This window comes from Paenibacillus sp. cl6col (assembly GCF_900102125.1).
Classification (GTDB): domain Bacteria; phylum Bacillota; class Bacilli; order Paenibacillales; family Paenibacillaceae; genus Paenibacillus_B; species Paenibacillus_B suaedae.
The window spans coordinates 1-19,332 of sequence record NZ_FNAZ01000013.1 but is presented as its reverse complement, the minus strand read 5'-3'; the positions used below and the strand labels follow the sequence as shown (position 1 = coordinate 19,332).

Annotated in this window: 15 protein-coding genes and 1 pseudogene; 4 read left to right on the top strand and 12 right to left on the bottom strand. The window is 48.0% G+C overall.

The features are described 5' to 3' along the window. The coding region (locus BLS15_RS25285) for a spore germination protein (protein WP_139170725.1) at nt 1–490 on the bottom strand (490 nt) is incomplete at its 3' end. A gap of 252 nt (nt 491–742) precedes the next feature. On the opposite strand from BLS15_RS25285, the gene BLS15_RS25280 reads away from it, so the two are divergent. After that, nucleotides 743–1,285 carry a cob(I)yrinic acid a,c-diamide adenosyltransferase gene (locus tag BLS15_RS25280; RefSeq protein WP_021257322.1) on the top strand — a complete coding sequence of 181 codons (543 nt, stop codon included), beginning with the start codon at nt 743–745 and terminating at the stop codon, nt 1,283–1,285. A 295-nt stretch (nt 1,286–1,580) separates the two neighbouring features. Then, entirely contained in the window at nt 1,581–3,200 is a 1,620-nt protein-coding gene (locus BLS15_RS25275; RefSeq protein ID WP_021257323.1) for a putative phosphotransferase system component, read from the top strand. Nucleotides 3,201–3,363: 163 nt separating this feature from the next. Here the strand turns inward: BLS15_RS25275 and BLS15_RS25270 are convergent, their stop codons facing one another. From BLS15_RS25270 to BLS15_RS25220, 11 genes are all read right to left on the bottom strand, one after another. After that, the gene (locus tag BLS15_RS25270) at nt 3,364–4,551 is read right to left on the bottom strand and encodes a multidrug effflux MFS transporter (protein ID WP_028533340.1); all 1,188 of its coding nucleotides are present in this window, start codon (nt 4,549–4,551) and stop codon (nt 3,364–3,366) included. Between the two features lie 294 nt (nt 4,552–4,845). Continuing rightward, nucleotides 4,846–6,375, bottom strand: a complete 1,530-nt coding sequence (gene ahpF / locus BLS15_RS25265) for an alkyl hydroperoxide reductase subunit F (RefSeq protein ID WP_090514412.1) — start codon at nt 6,373–6,375, stop codon at nt 4,846–4,848. 14 nt (nt 6,376–6,389) lie between these two features. Then, nucleotides 6,390–6,953 carry an alkyl hydroperoxide reductase subunit C gene (ahpC, locus tag BLS15_RS25260; protein ID WP_021257326.1) on the bottom strand — a complete coding sequence of 188 codons (564 nt, stop codon included), beginning with the start codon at nt 6,951–6,953 and terminating at the stop codon, nt 6,390–6,392. A 466-nt stretch (nt 6,954–7,419) separates the two neighbouring features. Next, nucleotides 7,420–9,192 (bottom strand): thiol reductant ABC exporter subunit CydC, encoded by a 1,773-nt coding sequence (gene cydC, locus BLS15_RS25255; RefSeq protein WP_090514409.1) that lies wholly within the window; start codon nt 9,190–9,192, stop codon nt 7,420–7,422. Continuing rightward, on the bottom strand, nt 9,189–10,919 hold the full coding sequence (cydD, locus tag BLS15_RS25250; RefSeq protein ID WP_090514406.1) for a thiol reductant ABC exporter subunit CydD: 1,731 nt from the start codon (nt 10,917–10,919) through the stop codon (nt 9,189–9,191). Before cydD ends, cydC begins: the two co-directional genes overlap by 4 nt. After that, on the bottom strand, nt 10,919–11,935 hold the full coding sequence (gene cydB / locus BLS15_RS25245; protein ID WP_090514403.1) for a cytochrome d ubiquinol oxidase subunit II: 1,017 nt from the start codon (nt 11,933–11,935) through the stop codon (nt 10,919–10,921). The genes cydD and cydB overlap by 1 nt, the downstream gene beginning before the upstream one ends. Beyond that, on the bottom strand, nt 11,922–13,325 hold the full coding sequence (locus tag BLS15_RS25240; RefSeq protein ID WP_021257330.1) for a cytochrome ubiquinol oxidase subunit I: 1,404 nt from the start codon (nt 13,323–13,325) through the stop codon (nt 11,922–11,924). The genes cydB and BLS15_RS25240 overlap by 14 nt, the downstream gene beginning before the upstream one ends. Nucleotides 13,326–13,698: 373 nt before the next feature. Further along, nucleotides 13,699–14,388 (bottom strand): ABC transporter permease, encoded by a 690-nt coding sequence (locus BLS15_RS25235; RefSeq protein ID WP_028533336.1) that lies wholly within the window; start codon nt 14,386–14,388, stop codon nt 13,699–13,701. Continuing rightward, the gene (locus BLS15_RS25230) at nt 14,381–15,304 is read right to left on the bottom strand and encodes an ABC transporter ATP-binding protein (protein ID WP_021257332.1); all 924 of its coding nucleotides are present in this window, start codon (nt 15,302–15,304) and stop codon (nt 14,381–14,383) included. Before BLS15_RS25230 ends, BLS15_RS25235 begins: the two co-directional genes overlap by 8 nt. A 247-nt stretch (nt 15,305–15,551) precedes the next feature. After that, nucleotides 15,552–16,487, bottom strand: coding sequence for a sensor histidine kinase (locus tag BLS15_RS25225; RefSeq protein WP_090514494.1), 936 nt, complete (start codon nt 16,485–16,487; stop codon nt 15,552–15,554). 9 nt (nt 16,488–16,496) lie between these two features. Then, complete coding sequence (locus BLS15_RS25220) at nt 16,497–17,201, bottom strand: response regulator transcription factor (RefSeq protein WP_021257334.1); 705 nt, start codon at nt 17,199–17,201, stop codon at nt 16,497–16,499. 317 nt (nt 17,202–17,518) lie between these two features. On the opposite strand from BLS15_RS25220, the gene BLS15_RS25215 reads away from it, so the two are divergent. Both BLS15_RS25215 and BLS15_RS25210 read left to right on the top strand, forming a co-directional pair. Continuing rightward, the gene (locus tag BLS15_RS25215; RefSeq protein WP_021257335.1) at nt 17,519–18,727 is read left to right on the top strand and encodes an MGDG synthase family glycosyltransferase; all 1,209 of its coding nucleotides are present in this window, start codon (nt 17,519–17,521) and stop codon (nt 18,725–18,727) included. Nucleotides 18,728–19,106: 379 nt separating this feature from the next. Then, nucleotides 19,107–19,332: pseudogene (locus BLS15_RS25210) on the top strand (IS5/IS1182 family transposase); the annotation flags it as partial.

Here is a 19,332-nt window from a genome sequence, read left to right as displayed (position 1 = left end):
TGCCCTGTTGCGTTCCTTGTTGCGTTCCTTGTTGTGAACCTTGTTGCGTTCCTTGTTGCGTACTTTGTTGCGTACCTTGTTGTGTTCCTTGTTGCGAACCTTGTTGTGTTCCTTGTTGTGAGCTAAATTGTGAACTGAATTGAACTCCGCTAGTGGAAGCAAAAGTTGGTGCATATCCAGACCATGCAGCACCCGATCCTCCCGACCAATCCGGCGTACCGTTTGCGCCCATGGAGCCTTGTGATGCAGCCGAATCTGATTGTTGCGTGGAATTATCACCTTGCAAAACTTGGCTGTCACCCAAGAGCGACTCCATCATAAAGTCGATAATAATCGCCTGATCGACTAGTCCATCCGTATATATTAATGCGATTCTTTGCTCGCCCTTGCCCCCAACTCGCAATTCACGAATCACAATATCAGAGCTATTGCCGAGCTTCGTCCGAATATAATCCAGATTGCGTTGTAAGCTTGCTTGCAGCTGATCCATAGACGTCCTTCCTCGCTTCTGCAGTTGATCGCATGCCTGCTTGTTGTGCTGCTGGCTTTCCGCCGACAGCCATAGATTCTGCTTTCCAGTATTGCCGTGCATTCAGCCAGTTAAACCGCCAGTCGGTTCATCCCCTCCCTCTCAGTCGACAGGCCTTCCCCTCAGTGATACTATGGAAGTAATATATGCTACCAAGATTATGCCAGCACGCTGGAAAGATGCATGCCGGCTCATACAGGAGGGACAGCCAACATGGCGACACGAACCAGAGGAATGACGCTCGTATATACAGGTGATGGCAAAGGGAAGACGACAGCAGCAGTCGGGCTATGCGTCAGAGCGGTTGGACATGGCTTCAAGGTACTGATACTCCAGTTCATCAAGAGTCCCAAGCGCTCTTACGGAGAACAGGCTTCGCTGGAGAAGCTGGGTGTTGAAGTAAGACAGCTGGGGATCGGATTTACTTGGCTGAAGACACCGGAGGAGCATCGTGAAGCATTCAAGCAGGCATGGGCGATTGCGAAGCAGGAAATCCAGTCTGGTGATTATGATCTCATCGTACTGGATGAATTGAACAACGCACTTGCAATTACAAGCTTCCCGATTGATGATGTTCTGCCAAGGGCTGAGATCATCGAAGTAATTAAGAATCGTCACGAGCATCTGAACATCGTGATAACAGGACGTTCAGCTTGTCCGGAAATCATGGAAATTGCAGATCTCGTATCGGAAATTCAGCCCGTGAAGCATTACTACGAAGAAGGCATTCCTGCCGTGCTGGGACTTGAATTTTAATTCATTCTATCTCTCGATTATTCCCTTCATTAAGGCTGCATGTCTCTACGATCTCTACCTGGAGACAAGCAGCCTTATTCTATTACCTGCGTCCCTCTTAGCAAACCGCGGCAACACTCCGATGACCCTGACTTACTTTCCATCATTCCTCATTGCACAATTTGCCTATTTTTTTATTGAAATGAGGCTAATTATTCCTCTTTTTTCCATGCCATATAGATTGTTACTTCAACCATTTACCACTTTACTATAATATAGAAAAAAAGATTTTTCACCGCAGACAGGAGGATCGTTTATGGCAAAAACAATCGCAATCATCGGAAGCAGCGGAGGCAACCTATATAACTTAGGAGGCAAAGACCCTCTTAAACTACTCCAAGAACTTGTCATCCAATTGGAGAGTGCTGGGATCGGCTGTGGAGCGATTCAGTTCGTTGGCGCAGACGCATCAATGGACAACGCCAAAGGCTCTACGCAGGCTGCCCTGTATGGCTGGGATGAGTCGCTCCAGACTCCGAAGCCACTTGCAGAAGGATCACTAGATGAGATCAATCAGGTTGCCACGCAATTGGATCAAGATATTGCGGCGCAGATTCGCCAGGGTCGTATTGGCGCACTCATTATGATGAGTGCAGATCCTACCCGCACCAACGCATATGCCGTGGAAGCAGCGATAGATATGAATCTGCCGATCACAGGAACTGGCGGCACGTCCATGGCTCTCACCAGTGCCAAGGGAGCGAATGTGCTGGCCGTGTCTGGCACGACCGGAACGACGAATCGTACAAGAGCAGTCACGTTCGTGACCACACTATGTCAGCATTGGGGATTGACCTATCGGCCAATTATCGGCGCAACTGCTGATGCCTCATCTGGCAGAACAGGAGAGGACTCGCCTTGGAGACGTATTAGCATTCGCGGCATTATGCTCGCCTCTCTGCCCGGCTTTATTGCGATGGCACTGCTACTTGCCTTAAGCAAAATCCCTGCTCTGGCCGGACTTAGCGAGATATTCGACATTATGATTAAAGCACTCCCTATCATTCTGGCAGCTATTGCAGCGAAGCAAATCTCGGATCTCGATGAGGTATCCATCGTCTCAGGTATCATCGCCGGAGTCATGTCCGTCGAGGGCGGCATTATTGGAGGAATCATTGGGGGGATTGGGGCTGGACTGCTCGGGCATGTTCTCTTTCGTAAATGTGTACAGTGGCGCTTCCCTGCTACAACTGTCAACATTGTCGCCGGCGGACTCTCCGGTTTAATTTCTGGGCTTATCGTCTATTTCATGGTTGCTCCGATCGCCCTTCAAGCCGGTGAAGGTATTCGCTGGCTGCTGGAAGCAGCTGTATCTACAAGCTCAATACTAGCCGGACTGCTCGCTGGACTGCTCATATGGCCTGCCATTCTAGGCGGTGTATATCATGCAGCCATCCTGCCCATTGTCCTGCTCGAAATGGAGCGGACCGGTAATAGCTTCCTTGGAGCCGTAGACATGGCTGGACTTGTCATGGTGTCTGCCGGTATCACGTTAGCGAATATAATTGCCCCTCGCGATAAGGGAGAAGCAGCCGTCGCCGTACCTGGCTTTCTGATTAATATCGGGTTCGGCACATTCGTAGAAGCAGCGTATCCCTTCATGTTCTCGAACAAATTCATCTTCGGCGGTGCTATCGTATCCGCAGGACTGGGCGGCTTATTGGTCGGAATGTTCGAAGTACAAGGCACCGCATACGTTCCTTCGTTCATGGCGCCTCTGTTATCCAATAACATGACTGGATTCATCGTTGCGATGGTCGGGAGCCTCTTATCTGCCTTCATGATTACTTTGACCGTCAACCAACTGTCACGCAGATCCAAGCGGCTTGAGCATGTGACCAAGCAAAAGGTGCAGACCGACAATCTTGCCGGATAAGCTAAGCATTCATATTACAACCTTCAACCCATCACGAAACTAAAAAGCGCTGGAGACTTCGCGAACCATTCCGCTTGCTCCAGCGCTTCTGTATGTGGACATACATATAAATAAAAGTTACATGATATGAGTTCAACTGTGCACAAGATACAAGTCTATGACGTTACCGCTTGCGAATCATGAACAAGTAGCTCATTACCGCGCCAAGTCCGCAGCACGCAATAACAACACCCATCGGAACGGCTGTATGGCTGCCAGCAATGCCGACAAGCGGAGCAGCAAGCGAGCCTGCAATGAAGGACATCAAGCCCAGCATAGCCGATGCGCTGCCCGCTCTCTCCCCTTGGCTCTGCATCGCTAGAGAGAAGCCTGCCGTATTGACCACCCCTGTACTCGATACAACAATGAACAGGGCGATGACAACTGCAATTAACGGTGCCTGCAGCAGTATCGCAGCTAAGAGCAGCAGACCACCACTAACGGTTTGAACAATTCCTGCAATGAAGAGCCGCTTCTCATGGAAGCGAGACGCCAAGCGGCCCGTAATTTGTGTCGCAATGATGAGCCCAAGGCCATTGAGTGCGAAAAACAGGCTGTATGCTTGCGGGGATGCGCCGTAAATTTCCTGCAGCACAAAGGGTGATCCCGATATATAACCGAACATCGCAGCAAAAACGAAGCCTTGTGTGCATGCATATCCCATGAATTCACGATCGGACAGCAGTGTACGGAAAGTTGCCATCGTCGTGCGCAGACCGCCGGTAGAACGGCGTTCAGGCTGAAGTGTCTCCGGCAAACCGAACCATGCGGCGATCATCATAAGCAGACCGAGCAAGCCGAGCACGATAAACACCCCATGCCAAGTCGTAAACTGAAGCAGCTGCCCTCCAGCAATCGGCGCTAATATTGGAGCCAAACCGTTAATAAGCATGAGCAGGGAGAAGAACTTCGTCAGTTCACTGCCCGAATACATGTCGCGCACCATGGCACGGGCAATGACAATGCCTCCAGACCCAGCCATGCCCTGAATGAAGCGGAGAGCAATCAGGCCCCCTATGGACGGAACAACAGCACATAGAATAGAAGCTATCACGTAAATGGCGAGTGAGAGGATTAGCGGCTTCCGGCGCCCTCTTGCGTCACTGAGGGGTCCCAGCATCAACTGACCAAGAGCTAAGCCCATGAGACAGGCAGTTAAGCTCAATTGCGCGAAGGAAGTGCTCGTCTGTAAGTCACTCGCCAACATCGGCAAAGAAGGCAGATACATATCAATCGACAACGGACCAATCGCTGTCATCGATCCAAGAATAACGGCCATGGACAGCCTCTGCTTCCGAGTAGGTGCAGACATGGCTGAGGCCGTATTACTGTGTTGCACAGGTATACTCATAGATGGTTTTTCAATTCCTTTCTTCAATCGTAATCACGGCTGCAACCAACAATACAAGATATGTCAATTTCAACCTACATACATGTAACCATTATAGTTACAACATTACAACGAATCAACCCTAAATCCTGTAAAGCTCTCTGTCCCGTATTGATAGGCCAATAACAACAGCCCCCACTTCATGTAAGAAATGAGGGCCGCCGCTCGCTTGACCTGCCACGAGGCAAGAAGCGTATCTATTCATGATGATATCGATTAATTGCGTATGAGATAATCGAATGCACCCAATGCTGCTGTAGCACCAGATCCCATCGAGATGATAATCTGCTTGTATGGGCTATTCGTGCAATCGCCGGCTGCAAATACACCAGGTACGCTTGTTGCACCATGGCTGTCTACTACGATTTCACCCATGCGAGTGCGCTCAACGGTATCAGCTAACCAGTCTGTGTTCGGCACAAGACCGATTTGTACGAATACGCCTTGCAGCTCAACATGCTTCGTCTCACCTGTAGCGCGATCGATATAGGAAATGCCGTCAACCTTGTCTGTACCGGTAATTTCAGATGTTTGCACGTTCTTCAATACTGTTACATTCGGTAGGCTGTACAAGCGGTCTTGCAATACAGCGTCGGCTTTCAGTTCTGGAGCGAACTCAAGTACCGTCACATGTTTTACAATACCCGCAAGATCGATTGCTGCCTCTATGCCAGAGTTGCCGCCCCCAATGACTGCCACATCCTTGCCTGTGAACAGAGGTCCATCACAATGCGGGCAGTAAGCTACCCCTTTGTTCTTGAACTCTGCTTCACCAGGGACGCCTACGTTCCGCCAACGAGCACCTGTCGATACGATGACGGTCTTACTTTTCAGTACAGCACCGTTTTCGAGTTCAATTTCGATAAGGTCCTTCTTCTCCAAGCGTTTTGCACGCTGAAGCTTCATGACATCGATATTGTACTCTTTCACTTGATTTTCAATATTCGCTACGAGCTGAGAACCTTCCGTGTATTTCACACTGATAAAGTTCTCAATGCCGAGCGTATCGTTGACCTGACCACCGAAGCGCTCTGCAACGATACCTGTGCGGATCCCTTTGCGTGCTGCGTAAATCGCCGCACTTGCACCTGATGGTCCACCGCCAATAACAAGAACATCGAATGGCTCTTTATTATCGAACTCGGATGCATCTGGAGCAGTACCAAGCTTAGCCAGAATTTCTTCAACGGTCATACGTCCGCCGCCGAAGAATTCGCCGTTCAGGTATACGCTAGGGACAGACATAACATCCTTGCTCTCTACCTCTTCCTTGAATACGGCACCGTCAATCATCGTGTGCGAAATGCCAGGGTTAAGAATGCTCATCAAGTTCAGCGCCTGCACAACATCCGGACAGTTATGGCAGCTCAGGCTGATATAAGTTTCAAACTTATATTCGCCGCGAATGTTATTAATTTGATCAATCACACTCTGCTCTACCTTAGGAGCTCTACCGCTCACTTGCAGCAAAGCCAATACCAAAGAGGTAAACTCATGTCCGAGCGGAGTACCGGCAAAAGTAACGCCTGTATCTTCACCTACACGGTTCACACTAAAGCTTGGAGTGCGGGACAACTGTGTCTTCTCCACAGTAATCCGAGACGACATGCCAGCGAGTTCCTCCACCAAGGACAGCATCTCCGAAGACGCATCATCAGAGCCAGCGCTGACCTTGAGAACAATATCTCCCTCAAGAAGCTGGAGATATTGTTCTAGTTGTGCTTTGATATCTTGATCTAATGCCATTGTAAGGACACTCCTTAGATTTTACCCACGAGGTCAAGGCTTGGCTTCAATGTTTTGCCGCCTTCTTGCCATTTCGCTGGGCAAACTTCACCTGGATTGTTGCGAACATATTGTGCCGCTTTGATCTTGTTGATAAGAGCACTTGCATCACGACCGATGCCGCCAGCGTTGATTTCAGCTGCTTGAATGATTCCATCTGGGTCGATAATGAACGTACCGCGGTCTGCAAGACCTGCTTCTTCGATCAATACGTCGAAGTTGCGGGATACGATATGGGATGGGTCGCCGATCATAATATATTCAACTTTGCCGATAGCCTGGGAGCTTTCATGCCAAGCTTTGTGCGTGAAGTGTGTATCTGTGGATACGGAGTACACTTCAACACCCAATTTCTTCAGCTCTGCATATTGGTTTTGCAAGTCTTCGAGCTCAGTAGGGCAGACAAATGTGAAGTCAGCTGGATAGAAGCACACTACGCTCCATTTACCTTTGAAGTTCTCTTCTGTAACTTCGATGAATTGACCTTTTTGGAATGCATTTGCTTTGAATGGCAGTACTTCTTTTCCGATAAGTGACATAGTTACTATCTCCTCTACTTTGATTTATGATTTATTTAGAGCATGTCGGTAACAACACACTCGGTAACACACTTTATAATAATTATTATTAACTAAACGATTCAATCTGTCAAGCTATTTTATAATAATTATAATATGAAAATGATATTCTTTCTCAATTGGGTCATAATTCAGACATACCTTCTTCATTATGCTGTTAAATAAGGCGAAGTATTCATCTCATTCTCAGGTGAATGCCGAGCTGCAGTTCAATGCTACTTATTTATTACCCTATTTGAACCGTTAGCAATCTCCTTCATTAACAATTCGCTCACCCCATCCATCTTCCTTCCTGTTCATGAAAAACATAAGCAGATCGTTAGTAAAAAAATATATAAAAAAAATAGCACCAGAGTACGCCACTCTGATGCTATCGAGACTTTTTCTATTTCTACTATATAGAAGCAAAAAGGCAAAGCCTCAAACGCTATGAAGATTGCATCAACCCTTTGCCCGGGCGATCTAAATGATACAAATTGCGATATCGCGGATATTGCTCCATAAGCTCGGCATGAGAACCGCGCATTTCCACCTGGCCATTTTCGATAAAGACGATCTCATCCATCTGCTCAACACCTACAAGATGGTGTGTAATCCAGATGAGCGATTTGCCCTTCATCGTCTCGAACATGGTCCCCAGCAGCTCCCGCTCCGTCTTCGGATCGAGACCAACTGTCGGCTCATCAAGGATGACGACTGGCGTACGTTGAAGCAGTACACGCGCCAGCGCAATGCGCTGCCGCTCCCCTCCGGAGAAGCGCTGTCCGGTTTCCATCATCGCCGTATCGTATCCTTTCGGAAGAGAAGCGATCAGTGTATTCAGCTTCACTTGTTCCGCTACCTGGCGAATCTCTTCATCCGAAGCACTGCGCCGTCCTAGACGAATATTGTTTGCTACTGTCGTATCGAATAGATGTGGACGTTGATTTAGCACAGACAGAATCTCTGGGATATGCTCACCATACTCGTCAGCGCGAACATTATTGATCATGACGCTTCCAGACTCCGGCATAAGCGCACCTTGAATTAAGGTAGACAATGTGGACTTGCCGGCACCGCTGCGTCCGATAAGCGCAATCTTCTTGCCTTGCGGCACATCAAGTGATACCCCATCAATCGTTAAGGAGGCCGATCCTGCATGCCGGAAGCTGACTTGATCCAAGCGGATATGGGTAGACTCGCGCGCTTGCTGCAGCAGTTCTGGCTTCATATTCGCTGCGCTGCCGACAGTTTGTTCCACAGGCGCCTCTCCCATGCCCGACAGACGTTCTAACGAATCTTCATATTGAGGAAGCTTCTCTACTGCTTCCGATACCGGCAGGAAGGCGTCCATTAGAGGGAATACAACAAGGCCGAACGCCGCAATCATGACGGCAGGCATATTTCCATCAGCCGCTTGACCGCCAGCCCAGTACACCATCGTAATGACCGTCAAGCCGACGACAGACTGGGCAATGAGTGTCCGCCACCGCGCCCACATCCGTAAATCTCGGTCTATACGGGCCACTCGCGCCTCATCCGCTTCATACGAATCGACGAATTGGGGAGCTCGGCCGCTAATGACCCAATCGCTCATACCAAGTACCGCATCCGTCAGCTTCCGATATAGCCCGCTGCGCTCCTGCTTCATTAGGCGGTGCTTCCGACGTGTGAACCATAGCGATATCCATGGCAGAATGAAGACGAGTACGGCAATATATAGTGCCATCAGCAGTGCGAAAGGGAGATCGAACCAGCCGAGGGCTGCGATCCCTGCCGCATACATTACAATCGCGACAATGCTCGGAAAAATAGTACGTACATAGACATTTTGCAAATGTTCAATATCATCTGCCAGCACGCCAAGCACATCCCCTGTGCGGAATCGGGAACGAATGAATAAAGCTTGCGGCTCCAAAATCCGGTACAGGCGAACACGCATCTTCGATAAGATGCGAAGCACGGCATCATGACCTACAAGCCGCTCTACATAATGCACGACGGCTCTGCCAATACCAAAGGTGCGCACAAGCACAATCGGTACATAAACCATGAGAATGTTCTCCGGACGTGCAGCTGATTTGGATATCAAGAATCCGGAGGTGAACATGAGCGCACTCGCGCACAGTACTGTCAGCATGCCGAGGAAAATAATGAGCGCGAAGCGACCGCAGTAGCGCCGCAAATAAGGGCGCAGCCATTGATTCTGTTCACGTGTCACGATATCCCCTCCTGCTGCGAAATCAACATGCTGTAATACACGCCTTGGCGTTCAAGCAGCTCCTGGTGCGTACCTGCCTCTGCTACCTTTCCATGATCCATGACGATAATCCAATCCATATCTTCCATCCAATGCAGGCGATGCGTCGCAAGGAAGACCAGCTTGCCTTCGAACAGCGATAGCATCGTCTGCTTCAGCTCATATTCTGTCTCAATATCCAGATGGGCCGTAGGCTCATCCAGCATCATAATCGGTCTGTCGCTCAGGAATGCACGAGCAAGCGCCACACGCTGCTCCTGTCCGCCGCTAAGAGAGCGGCCTCCATTGCCAATAAGCTCATCCCGACCATTTGGCAGCACAGCAGTCAATGTAGACAAACCAGCGGCTGCAAGGGCGCGATCCACTGCTTCATCAGAAGCTTCAGGCGCATAGAATCGGATATTGTCAGCGAGCGACACGTTGAAAAGATACGGATGCTGAGGAATATAAGTCGTCAGCTGACGCCAAGCTTCCTCATCAAGCGATGGCACATCCACGCCGTTCAAGGTGAACTGTCCTGATGTCGGACGAAGGAAACCGCCAAGCACATCAATGAGCGTAGACTTGCCTGCCCCGCTCTCGCCGACAATGCCGACTTTCAAAATCCCCGTCACCTCACACGTTACATCCTTCAGTGAAGACGGTCCATCCGCTTCATGCTTCACACCTATACCGGACAAGGCGATTGTGCTATCCTTCGTCCAAATAAGAGAGGACGGAAGCTGTGAGGCACTTTCTCCTACTTCAGTTTCATGTTTAATGATCGCATCAATTGCTTTTCCAGCTTCTTTCCCGTTCAATGTCGCGTGATAATCCGCGCCAACCATGCGAACAGGCAGGAAATACTCAGGGGCTAGAATCAGCACCGTCAGCCCCGTCACCAATGTCATTTCTCCATTAATAAGACGAAGACCCAGGCCGACTGCTACAGAGGCAACGGATAACATCGTAAAGAAGTCAAGGGCGAAGGAGGAGAGAAAAGCAACACGAAGCGTACGCATTGTCGCAGAGCGATACTTGTCACTCACTTGCCCAATCGTATCACTGTGCTTGCGGCTCTGCCCCAGAAAACGAAGCGTCTCCAAGCCCCGAAGCGCATCGACAAAGTGGTTCGATAAAATGCGGTACGACTCCCATTGTCGATCCATCTGCTTGCGCGCAGCAAGCCCAACCAGTATCAGAAATACAATCAAAATCGGCAGCGTCACAATCAAAATAATACCGGACGCCGTATCTAGCGTGAGTACATAGAATAGGATGAGAATTGGCGTAATGCCCGTACCCATCATCCGAGGAAGAATCAGTTCCACATACGTGCGAAATTGGGAGACCCCTTCAAGCACAAGAGTTACGAGATTGCCCGTACCTTCTGACTTGGCGAAGCGAGGTCCATACTGGAACAACTTATCCATCAACTGACGCCGCAAGTTTACCCCTGTCTTCTCGGCGAAGTTGTAGGCTACCTTCTGCATAAGCAAGGTCGTCACTTGACGGACGGTAAACGCAAGCAGGAACAGACCCATATTTGCGGCTTGTTCCTGCAACGGCGCGCCGGCAAATAAGGCGGAGATAACCTCCGCCAGCTTGATTGCCAGACCTATGATGGATAGTGTTTGCACAAGAGTAAGGACGGCAATGATGAACATCGTCGGCCTTGCTCCATCATACTTGAGCAAATTTTTATCCATTAGTATTCTAAATGCTCCTTCTCGTGAAGCCGTTTATGGAAGACGAAATAACTCCAAATTTGATATCCTAGAACGAATGGCAGCAAGGTTAGAGCTACAATCGTCATAACTTTCAATGAGTATTGCCCAGAAGCTGCGTTATGAATCGTTAAGTCGAATGCCTTATCAATCGAGCTAATCATAACACGCGGGAATAATCCGATAAAGACAGACGCGATCGATAGAATGATAACACAGCCCGTCATGCCGAATGCCCAGCCATCGCGCTTCTTCGCCATGAAGTAGCCAGCGAGCACATAAACAATAACCCCAACTACAGCAACAGCTGTTAAGATCCCACCGCGAACCTCAAATACATCCGTCTTGAAGTACGTCATAGCACCGAAAGCAACAAACAATACCGCCAAAGGCACTAGCAGCATCTTCGCTTGCTTACGTGCACGCTCCTGCAAGGAGCCAATTGTGCGCAGCGTTGTGAACATCAAGCCATGCACGAGGCACAGTACCGTAACGGTTACCCCGCCAAGCAATGTATACACATTCACCATATCGAACAGTCCAGCCTTCATTTCCATCTGGCCGTCAATTGGCAAGCCTTGAATCAGCCCTGCGAATACAACCCCGCACAGGAATGGAGGAAGCAGACTTCCTAAGAAAATCGCCCAGTCCCAAGACTTCTTCCAGCGTTCTGTCTCTTTCTTGCCGCGGAATTCGAATGCGACACCGCGTCCAATCAATGCAAGCAGCAAAACGACAAACGGCGTGTAATATCCGCTGAACAGCGTAGCATACCAGTTCGGGAACGCAGCGAACATCGCCCCACCGGCCGTAAGCAGCCATACTTCATTGGCATCCCAGAACGGACCGATCGAGTTGATTAATACGCGTTTCTCCCCGTCTGTACGGGCCAAGAACTTCGTCGACATGCCGACACCGAAGTCGAAGCCTTCCAAGAAGAAGAATCCGACAAATAACACTCCAACTAGTAGAAACCACAATTCATTAAGAGATAACATGTTGTCCCTCCTGATCAAACGGGTCATTCGAATGTTCTGCCTTCAACACTTCATTCGGACCCTTTTTGATGACACGAACGAACAAATACACAAGCACGATAGCAAGTACGGTGTAAATTGTCGAGAATGCGATAAGAGAGAATAGCACTTGACCCCCCGACACGCTCGGCGAAATACTGTCTTCTGTCCGCATGAGACCGAATACCGTCCATGGCTGACGACCAATTTCCGTCATAATCCAACCTGCTGTATTCGCAATGAACGGCAATGAGATTGCATAGAGCATGAAACGCATAAACCACTTATTCGGATTGCCCAGCTTCTTGCGTGCTGCCAAGAACCAGCCATACATGCCAAGCAGAATCATCAATGTTCCGGCAAGAACCATGATGCGGAAGCTCCAGAATGTTGTCTTCACCGGCGGAATGTAATCGCCTGGGCCATACAGTTGTTCATATTCCGCTTGCAATTCCTTCATCCCGCGGACTTCGCCGGAGAACTTACTATAAGATAGGAAGCTAAGCAAGTATGGAACTTTGAATTCCATGCTGTTCTCTTGCTTGTCTGTATTGATTGCTGCAAATACCGTCCACGGCGCAGGGTCGCCACTTGTTTCCCACAAGCCTTCACTTGCCGCCATCTTCATTGGTTGGGTATGCATCAAATATTGTGCCTGCTGGTGACCGAAGACCGCAACCAGAATGGAAGAGACCGTAGCTACGATAACACCAATCTTGAACGATTTTTGGAAGAAAGAAACGTCCTGCTTCTTCAGCAGTTTATAAGCACTCACCCCAGTGATGAGGAACGCTCCTGTTGCAAATGCACCGAAAATCGTATGCGGGAATTCAACAAGCAGCTGACCATTTGTCAGCAGCGCGAAGAAATCGTTCATTTCCGCACGGCCATTGTTAATCTCGAATCCGACCGGACGCTGCATGAAGGAGTTCGCCGCCAAGATCCACAAGGCGGACAACGTTGTACCGATGGCTACAAGCCAAATGCACAAGCAGTGCACCTTCTTCGATAAGCGATCCCATCCAAATATCCATAATCCGATAAACGTTGATTCCATAAAGAATGCCAGCAATGCTTCAATCGCAAGCGGCGCACCGAACACGTCTCCGACGAAGCGAGAATAGTTCGACCAGTTCATCCCGAACTGGAATTCCTGAATAATACCTGTGACAACACCGACACCGAAGTTAATGAGGAACAGCTTCCCCCAGAACTTCGTCATCTTCTTGTACTCTTCATTTCCCTTGACGACATACATCGTCTCCATCATTGCGATGAGCAATGCTAGACCAATCGATACCGGTACGAAGAAGAAGTGAAAAATCGTCGTCGATGCAAACTGAATGCGCGATAATAAGATCGTATCCCACATATCGTTGTCCTTCCACCTTTCTATTTATACTCTCATTCCTATGCTGAATAGGCTGTAATGCCTGCGTCGAACACGGGATCAATGACGTTGATTACATGTTCCAGTTGTATTCTGTCAGATACAGAAACGCTGCAATGTGATATTTATCACAATTATAAAGCAATTACTTGATCAAAATAAGAACATTGTGTCAAATTTCACAAATATGTCGAAAAAAAGTGAAAAAAAGAAGAAAAAAGACATTGTGCCTTCTTTCCTCTTTACAAGCAGCCCGCAATGTGCTGCACCTTTTTTCCAGAACCCTTCTGAAATTTGTCACCAATTTGGGCATGTCACATCGCTGTCACAACAAGGTATTTCGCTGCATCTATTTTTATTTATACAGGTCAATCGTGTCAATCTTGCGAATCGTCAAGTAACCAATCACTACACCAAGCGCAGCAAAAGCAAATGGCACTGCGATAATGGACCACAAGGTAAATCCACCAGTCGACGAGCCTAGAAAGCCTGCAATTAGAATGGAGCTCGTAATGGTCGCCGCCGCTGAATATTTGCGCATGCCGAACCATAATGGAATCAGACTTAAGCAGCTTGCTGCTAAGGAGTTGATAACACTAGTTGCCACTTGATGCGTAACCATACTTATTGTCGCCGTCCCGGGTACAGTGTGCGCATAAGAATTGTATAAAAGGAATCCACTGATTAGTACAATATTTGATAGAATAATGGCGATGAAGGTGTACAAGACCACAATGATCAGCTTGGCTGTCATGAGCTTTTTCCGTGGAATCGGGTACATGAACATGACCGTGATAGACTTGCTCTTAAACTCATCAATAACCATTCGGCTTAGCAATACCGAGGCAGTAATAATGAAAGCTACCTTCACAAAAGTATCGATGATGCCTAATACCTCGGGCAAGTTCTTGAACGCGATATCGCGTGTATCTCCATAGATTCCAAGCAAAATAAAGAGGAATATCCCGATCGTGATATACATGGCCGTACGTATATAGGTAGCAAACCGGAATTTCTGCAGTTCCAGTCGAATGAGCTTATTCACGAGCAGCCCCTCCATTCAACAGCTTCATAAAGTAATCCTCCAAGGAATGATGCTTCTTATGGACAGACTCTACCATGACATCGTTCATAACAAATGCCTTCGTAATATCTTGCTGAGACACCCCCGATTGATAGATGCGGATGATCCGGTTGTCCGTAATGCGGAAATTCGAAATATGCATGACTTCTTCAAGCACATAGGCTGCCTTGCTCGCATTATCAGTGATGACCTCAATGAATTCGGACTGCTGCGCCCGAACCCGATCCATTGGCACTTCCTCCAACAGCACCCCATGGTTAATGACACCGATCGTATCTGCAACAAGCTCCATTTCCCCTAAGATGTGGCTGGAGATCAAGAGCGTAATACCGAACTCGCGTGATAGCTTCTTGAACAGGTCACGTATCTCCTTAATCCCAATCGGGTCAAGACCATTAATCGGCTCATCCAGGAGCAACAGCTCTGGCTTGATCGATATGGCCCGCGCAATACCTAGACGCTGCTTCATCCCGAGGGAGAAGTCCTTCACCTGCTTGCGTTCGATGCCGTTCAGCCCTACCAGTTCCAGTGCTTCCTCAATCGCCTTCTTATTATGGTAGCCCATGTATTCACAATGGAGCTCCAGATTCTCCTGCGCAGTAAGACGATCATAGAAGATTGGCTGCTCAATAATTGTCCCCATGCGAGATAGCAAGGAATAGGATGAGGGTGTCATCTTCTCGCCGAACATCTCAATCTCACCGCTCGTTGGCTGCAAGAGATTCGTCATCATTTTCATAATCGTTGTCTTCCCCGCCCCATTGGGGCCAAGGAATCCGTATATCTCGCCCTTCTTAATATTCATGCTCACATTCGATACGACATCTTTGCCTTGATAATTCTTCGTCAATCGATGCGTCCGTACAAGGAAGGTCATTTCATTTACCCCTCTCATCTCTTCTGATGTCTTCATTGTATCGATTAGCTATTTCTTATTTCTTACCTAATCCTTACGAATTCCTTACGTTCTTTCTGTCTTGACATACAAATAAGGTCCGCAGAGTGCCATACTGGTTACAGCACAGCAAAATCTCTTCGAACCTCGTGACCCTTCCTTCGACGTCATCAGACCTGAACCGTCTATTCATTCACAGCCAGCACTGACCGGTTTCTTGTAGAATACCTCAAGACATTCGCAGGAGCTTAATTGTAAAAATCGTTTTTTTATACGGCTTACTATGAAGTTCTATCGAACCGCCCATTGATTCAGCGAGCCGCTTCGTGATCGTTAACCCCAATCCGCTGCCTTCATAATTTTTGTTGCGGGAATCCTCCAGTGTATACATGCGCTCAAAAACACGGTCTTGGTGCTGTTCTGGAATCCCCTTGCCACGATCCCACACATCAACGAACAAATGCGCATCATCACTGCGCAGGGCTATGCCCAGCACATGGCCATCAGCCCCATACTCTATCGCATTAGAGATGAGATTGTTCAGCATGCGATCCAGTGCGTCTTCATTCCCTCTCGCATAGAGAGAAGCTTCCGGAATCTGAATATCAACCTCGAACCCCCTCTTTGTAAGCCGCTCATAAAATTGGAGAATATTTTTGCGGCATAGCTCGCTCATATCGACTCGAGTCAGCTCGACATGCTTGTCCCCAGATTCTAGCTTCGCTAAATCAAAAAAGGTATGTATAAGCTCGATTACTTCTACCGTCTTGCCATGCACCCGTGTGAGCAGGCGATTCCGTTCTTCGTCACTGATGCGCTCACTGCTCAGATTCAGCGTCTCCAAGTAACCAAGTACAACGGTAAGCGGGGTCTTCAGATCATGAGAGATGTTCGATATCATCTTCCTCATCGCGATCTCCGTCTTCGCATAATTCGCCAGTGCCTTCTCATGATCGACCAGTAATTCATTTATTTGTTCAATGACCCCAATAATCTGCTTATCATCCGTGAACAGCAGGAGCTTCTCCGCAGATTGTGTTCGATGAATTTGTTCCAGCTTTTTTTGAATTTCTGTTAATTGCTGATTGCGTCTTGAATGATTCACATGCTGCGTGTAGACTACGATCAACAGGATTACCATACATATAGATAAAAGGCCCGTTATCATCATTGCTCAACCTTCCCACTTGTAGCCGATCCCCCACAAGGTCTTAATATGGGTAGGATTCGACGGATCGTCCTCTATCTTCTCCCGCAGCCGGCGAATGTGAACGTTAATGACATTTTCATCGCCATAGTATTCATCGTTCCATACAAATCCATATATTTGTGCTTTTGTGAACACACGATTCGGGTTGGTTACGAATAACTTTAAAATATCGAATTCTTTGGAAGTGAGTTTCATAGTTTCTTCTTGCTTCTGTACAAGATAATTATCAAGATCGATGAGCAGTTGACCTGCCTGAATGACGTTCTGTTCGGGCATTGGCTTCACCGTATCGATCTGAACATACTTCGTAGCGCGTCTAATTGCTGCCTTGATTCTCGCAGAGATCTCTATCATCGAGAAGGGCTTCGCGATATAATCATCTGCGCCGAAGCCAAGTCCGAGTGCCTTGTCTACATCGCTGTCCTTCGCGGACATAATGAGAATAGGGATTGCGCTCCGCTCTCGAACAAGCTTAATCATCTCAAATCCATCTAGCTTCGGCATCATCAGATCGACAATCATCATATCGTATGTGTCAGAGGTGAACTTGGCCATGCCTTCTTCACCATTGGTTGCGGTCACTACATAAAATCCTTCCCTACTCAAATAATCCGATACCATTTCTACAATAGAAGCGTCATCTTCTACGATCAACAGCTTATGCTGCATGCCAGACTCACACCTTTCTCAGACCTTCTCGTTCATTATAGAACAATTACTTAATTTTGGGTCAAATCCCATTGGAAAAGGTAAGTAATAAAAAAAGCTAAAAACCCCCATAAATAGGACCAATAGCGGATGGAACTGGAAAAGAGTCCGGACAGCATGCCCGACTCAGGTCTAGGATATAACCGAACTGAGGGCCATTTTCATGAATGAGGAGTTAGGATACGATATTAGTACCAGATAACAAGGAAACGATTGGCAGCTCAGCGCAATCGAATATATAGACGAAGACTCAACTACGGCGAAGGAGTGTTATGAACATGTTCGAACGGATGGAAGCACCGTCCACACCGGGCAGGGCGAAGGTGCTTGTACTATCAGGCTCGATAGGCCACGGCCATATGCAGACTGCACAAGCAATTAAAGAAACGGCTGAACGTTGGTACGGCACAGAAGCAGATGTACACGTTGTTGATTATATGGAGCAGGTATCTCCTCACTTGCACAGTGTCGGCACGTATTGCTTCGTACAATGGGTGAAGCTGTTCCCTAGCATGTACGGGTATTTGTTCAATATGACTCGCAAGGATCGTAAACTAGCACAGTTATTGAAGGGAGTCCGCTTCACAAGCTTGCGCCCGCTGATAAAGCTCGTAGAGCAGATGAAGCCAACTGTCATTGTCAGTACGTTCCCTGCTGCCAGTGCAGCAGTATCGAAGCTGAAGGAGCGCGGCATGATTGATTGCCCAGCTGTCACGGTCATTACTGACCATACAGATCACAGCTTCTGGCTGCATCCTTATACAGATTTATATTTAGCTGGCTCTGAAGATGCCAAGACGCAATTGATTGAGCAGGGTGTTCCTCAATCCCGCATTCAGGTGACGGGAATTCCGGTTCGTCCCGCCTTCTATGAATCGTATTCGAAGACAGAACTGCGCAAGAAGTATGAACTTGATTCCTCCAAGCTGACCGTTCTCCTGATGGGCGGTGGCTGCGGTTTGATGGATCCATCCATGTTGGATGTCATTGAGCAAGCTGGATGGGCACAGGATATGCAATTTATCATCATTTGCGGCAGCAACGATAAGCTTCGTTCACAATTGGAACGCTGGGCCGAATCCAGCCCGCTGCATGTTCGTATTGAAGGCTATGTGAAGCCTGTTCACGAATATATGGCGATGTCCGACCTAATGATTACGAAATCCGGCGGTGTTACTACCTCCGAGGCAGTTGTCCAACAGCTGCCACTGCTCGTCTATAAGCCGCTTCCTGGTCAAGAACAGGATAACATTCGCTACTTGCTGCGCAGCGGGGTTGCCTGCTGTGCGGAGGATGCAGAAGAATTGGTTGCGCAGTTGTCGATCTTCTCCCGACATCCAGAGACACTGCAATGGATGCGAGAGCGCGCGCAAGAAGAGGCTCCACGTTCCCCATTCCATGCGATGGATGCGATCGTGAATGCCCAGAGACACTCCTTATCGCGACGCCACACAATGGAGCAATGGCTGAACGAGACAATTGTGTAACTTGTTAATTTGCTTTGCAATTTATCTTCACCTACCGCATAGGGCTATTCACTTTATACAACGTATAAAGCAGAATAGCTCTTTTTTAGGGCCATGCACCTGGCATTTTGCTTTATACTGCACGATCACATATCATATGAGTAACCATCAGATTCTATCTTTCACGAAATTTGTTAGGAGTCATATAGAGACAGTGTAATAATATGATCTAGTAAAAAAGGAGGGAGTGTGATTTGATCGAATAAAAATAGACCTCACCGCTCTTGGAGGCCACTGAAAAAGTCCATCTCATGTTAAAGGTACAGCCCCTCAAGAAAATTGAGGAAGCTGTACCTTTTTTCGCTTATAATGAAAGCATCATGGAGAGCGGGTGAGCGAGATGATTCGTCAACAACAAACCTTGGTTCTGAGTCCTTATGCGGCATTGTATGACATCGTCGTGCCGAAGGACAACATGCTCCGTCAAATTAATGAACTGGTGGACTTCACCTTCATATACGAGGAATTGGAAGCAAAATATTGTTTGGATAATGGACGCAACGCCATCGACCCCATTCGCATGTTTAAATACTTACTGCTGAAAGCTATCTTTGAACTGTCTGACG

Bases quoted from the DNA above. Each gene is read 5' to 3' on its own strand.
- BLS15_RS25280 (WP_021257322.1), top strand. From the start codon at position 743: ATGGCGACACGAACCAGAGGAATGACGCTCGTATATACAGGTGATGGC.
- BLS15_RS25275 (WP_021257323.1), top strand. From the start codon at position 1,581: ATGGCAAAAACAATCGCAATCATCGGAAGCAGCGGAGGCAACCTATAT.
- BLS15_RS25270 (WP_028533340.1), bottom strand. From the start codon at position 4,551: ATGTCTGCACCTACTCGGAAGCAGAGGCTGTCCATGGCCGTTATTCTT.
- ahpF (WP_090514412.1), bottom strand. From the start codon at position 6,375: ATGGCATTAGATCAAGATATCAAAGCACAACTAGAACAATATCTCCAG.
- ahpC (WP_021257326.1), bottom strand. From the start codon at position 6,953: ATGTCACTTATCGGAAAAGAAGTACTGCCATTCAAAGCAAATGCATTC.
- cydD (WP_090514406.1), bottom strand. From the start codon at position 10,919: ATGGATAAAAATTTGCTCAAGTATGATGGAGCAAGGCCGACGATGTTC.
- cydB (WP_090514403.1), bottom strand. From the start codon at position 11,935: ATGTTATCTCTTAATGAATTGTGGTTTCTACTAGTTGGAGTGTTATTT.
- BLS15_RS25240 (WP_021257330.1), bottom strand. From the start codon at position 13,325: ATGTGGGATACGATCTTATTATCGCGCATTCAGTTTGCATCGACGACG.
- BLS15_RS25230 (WP_021257332.1), bottom strand. From the start codon at position 15,304: ATGACCTTCCTTGTACGGACGCATCGATTGACGAAGAATTATCAAGGC.
- BLS15_RS25220 (WP_021257334.1), bottom strand. From the start codon at position 17,201: ATGCAGCATAAGCTGTTGATCGTAGAAGATGACGCTTCTATTGTAGAA.
- BLS15_RS25215 (WP_021257335.1), top strand. From the start codon at position 17,519: ATGTTCGAACGGATGGAAGCACCGTCCACACCGGGCAGGGCGAAGGTG.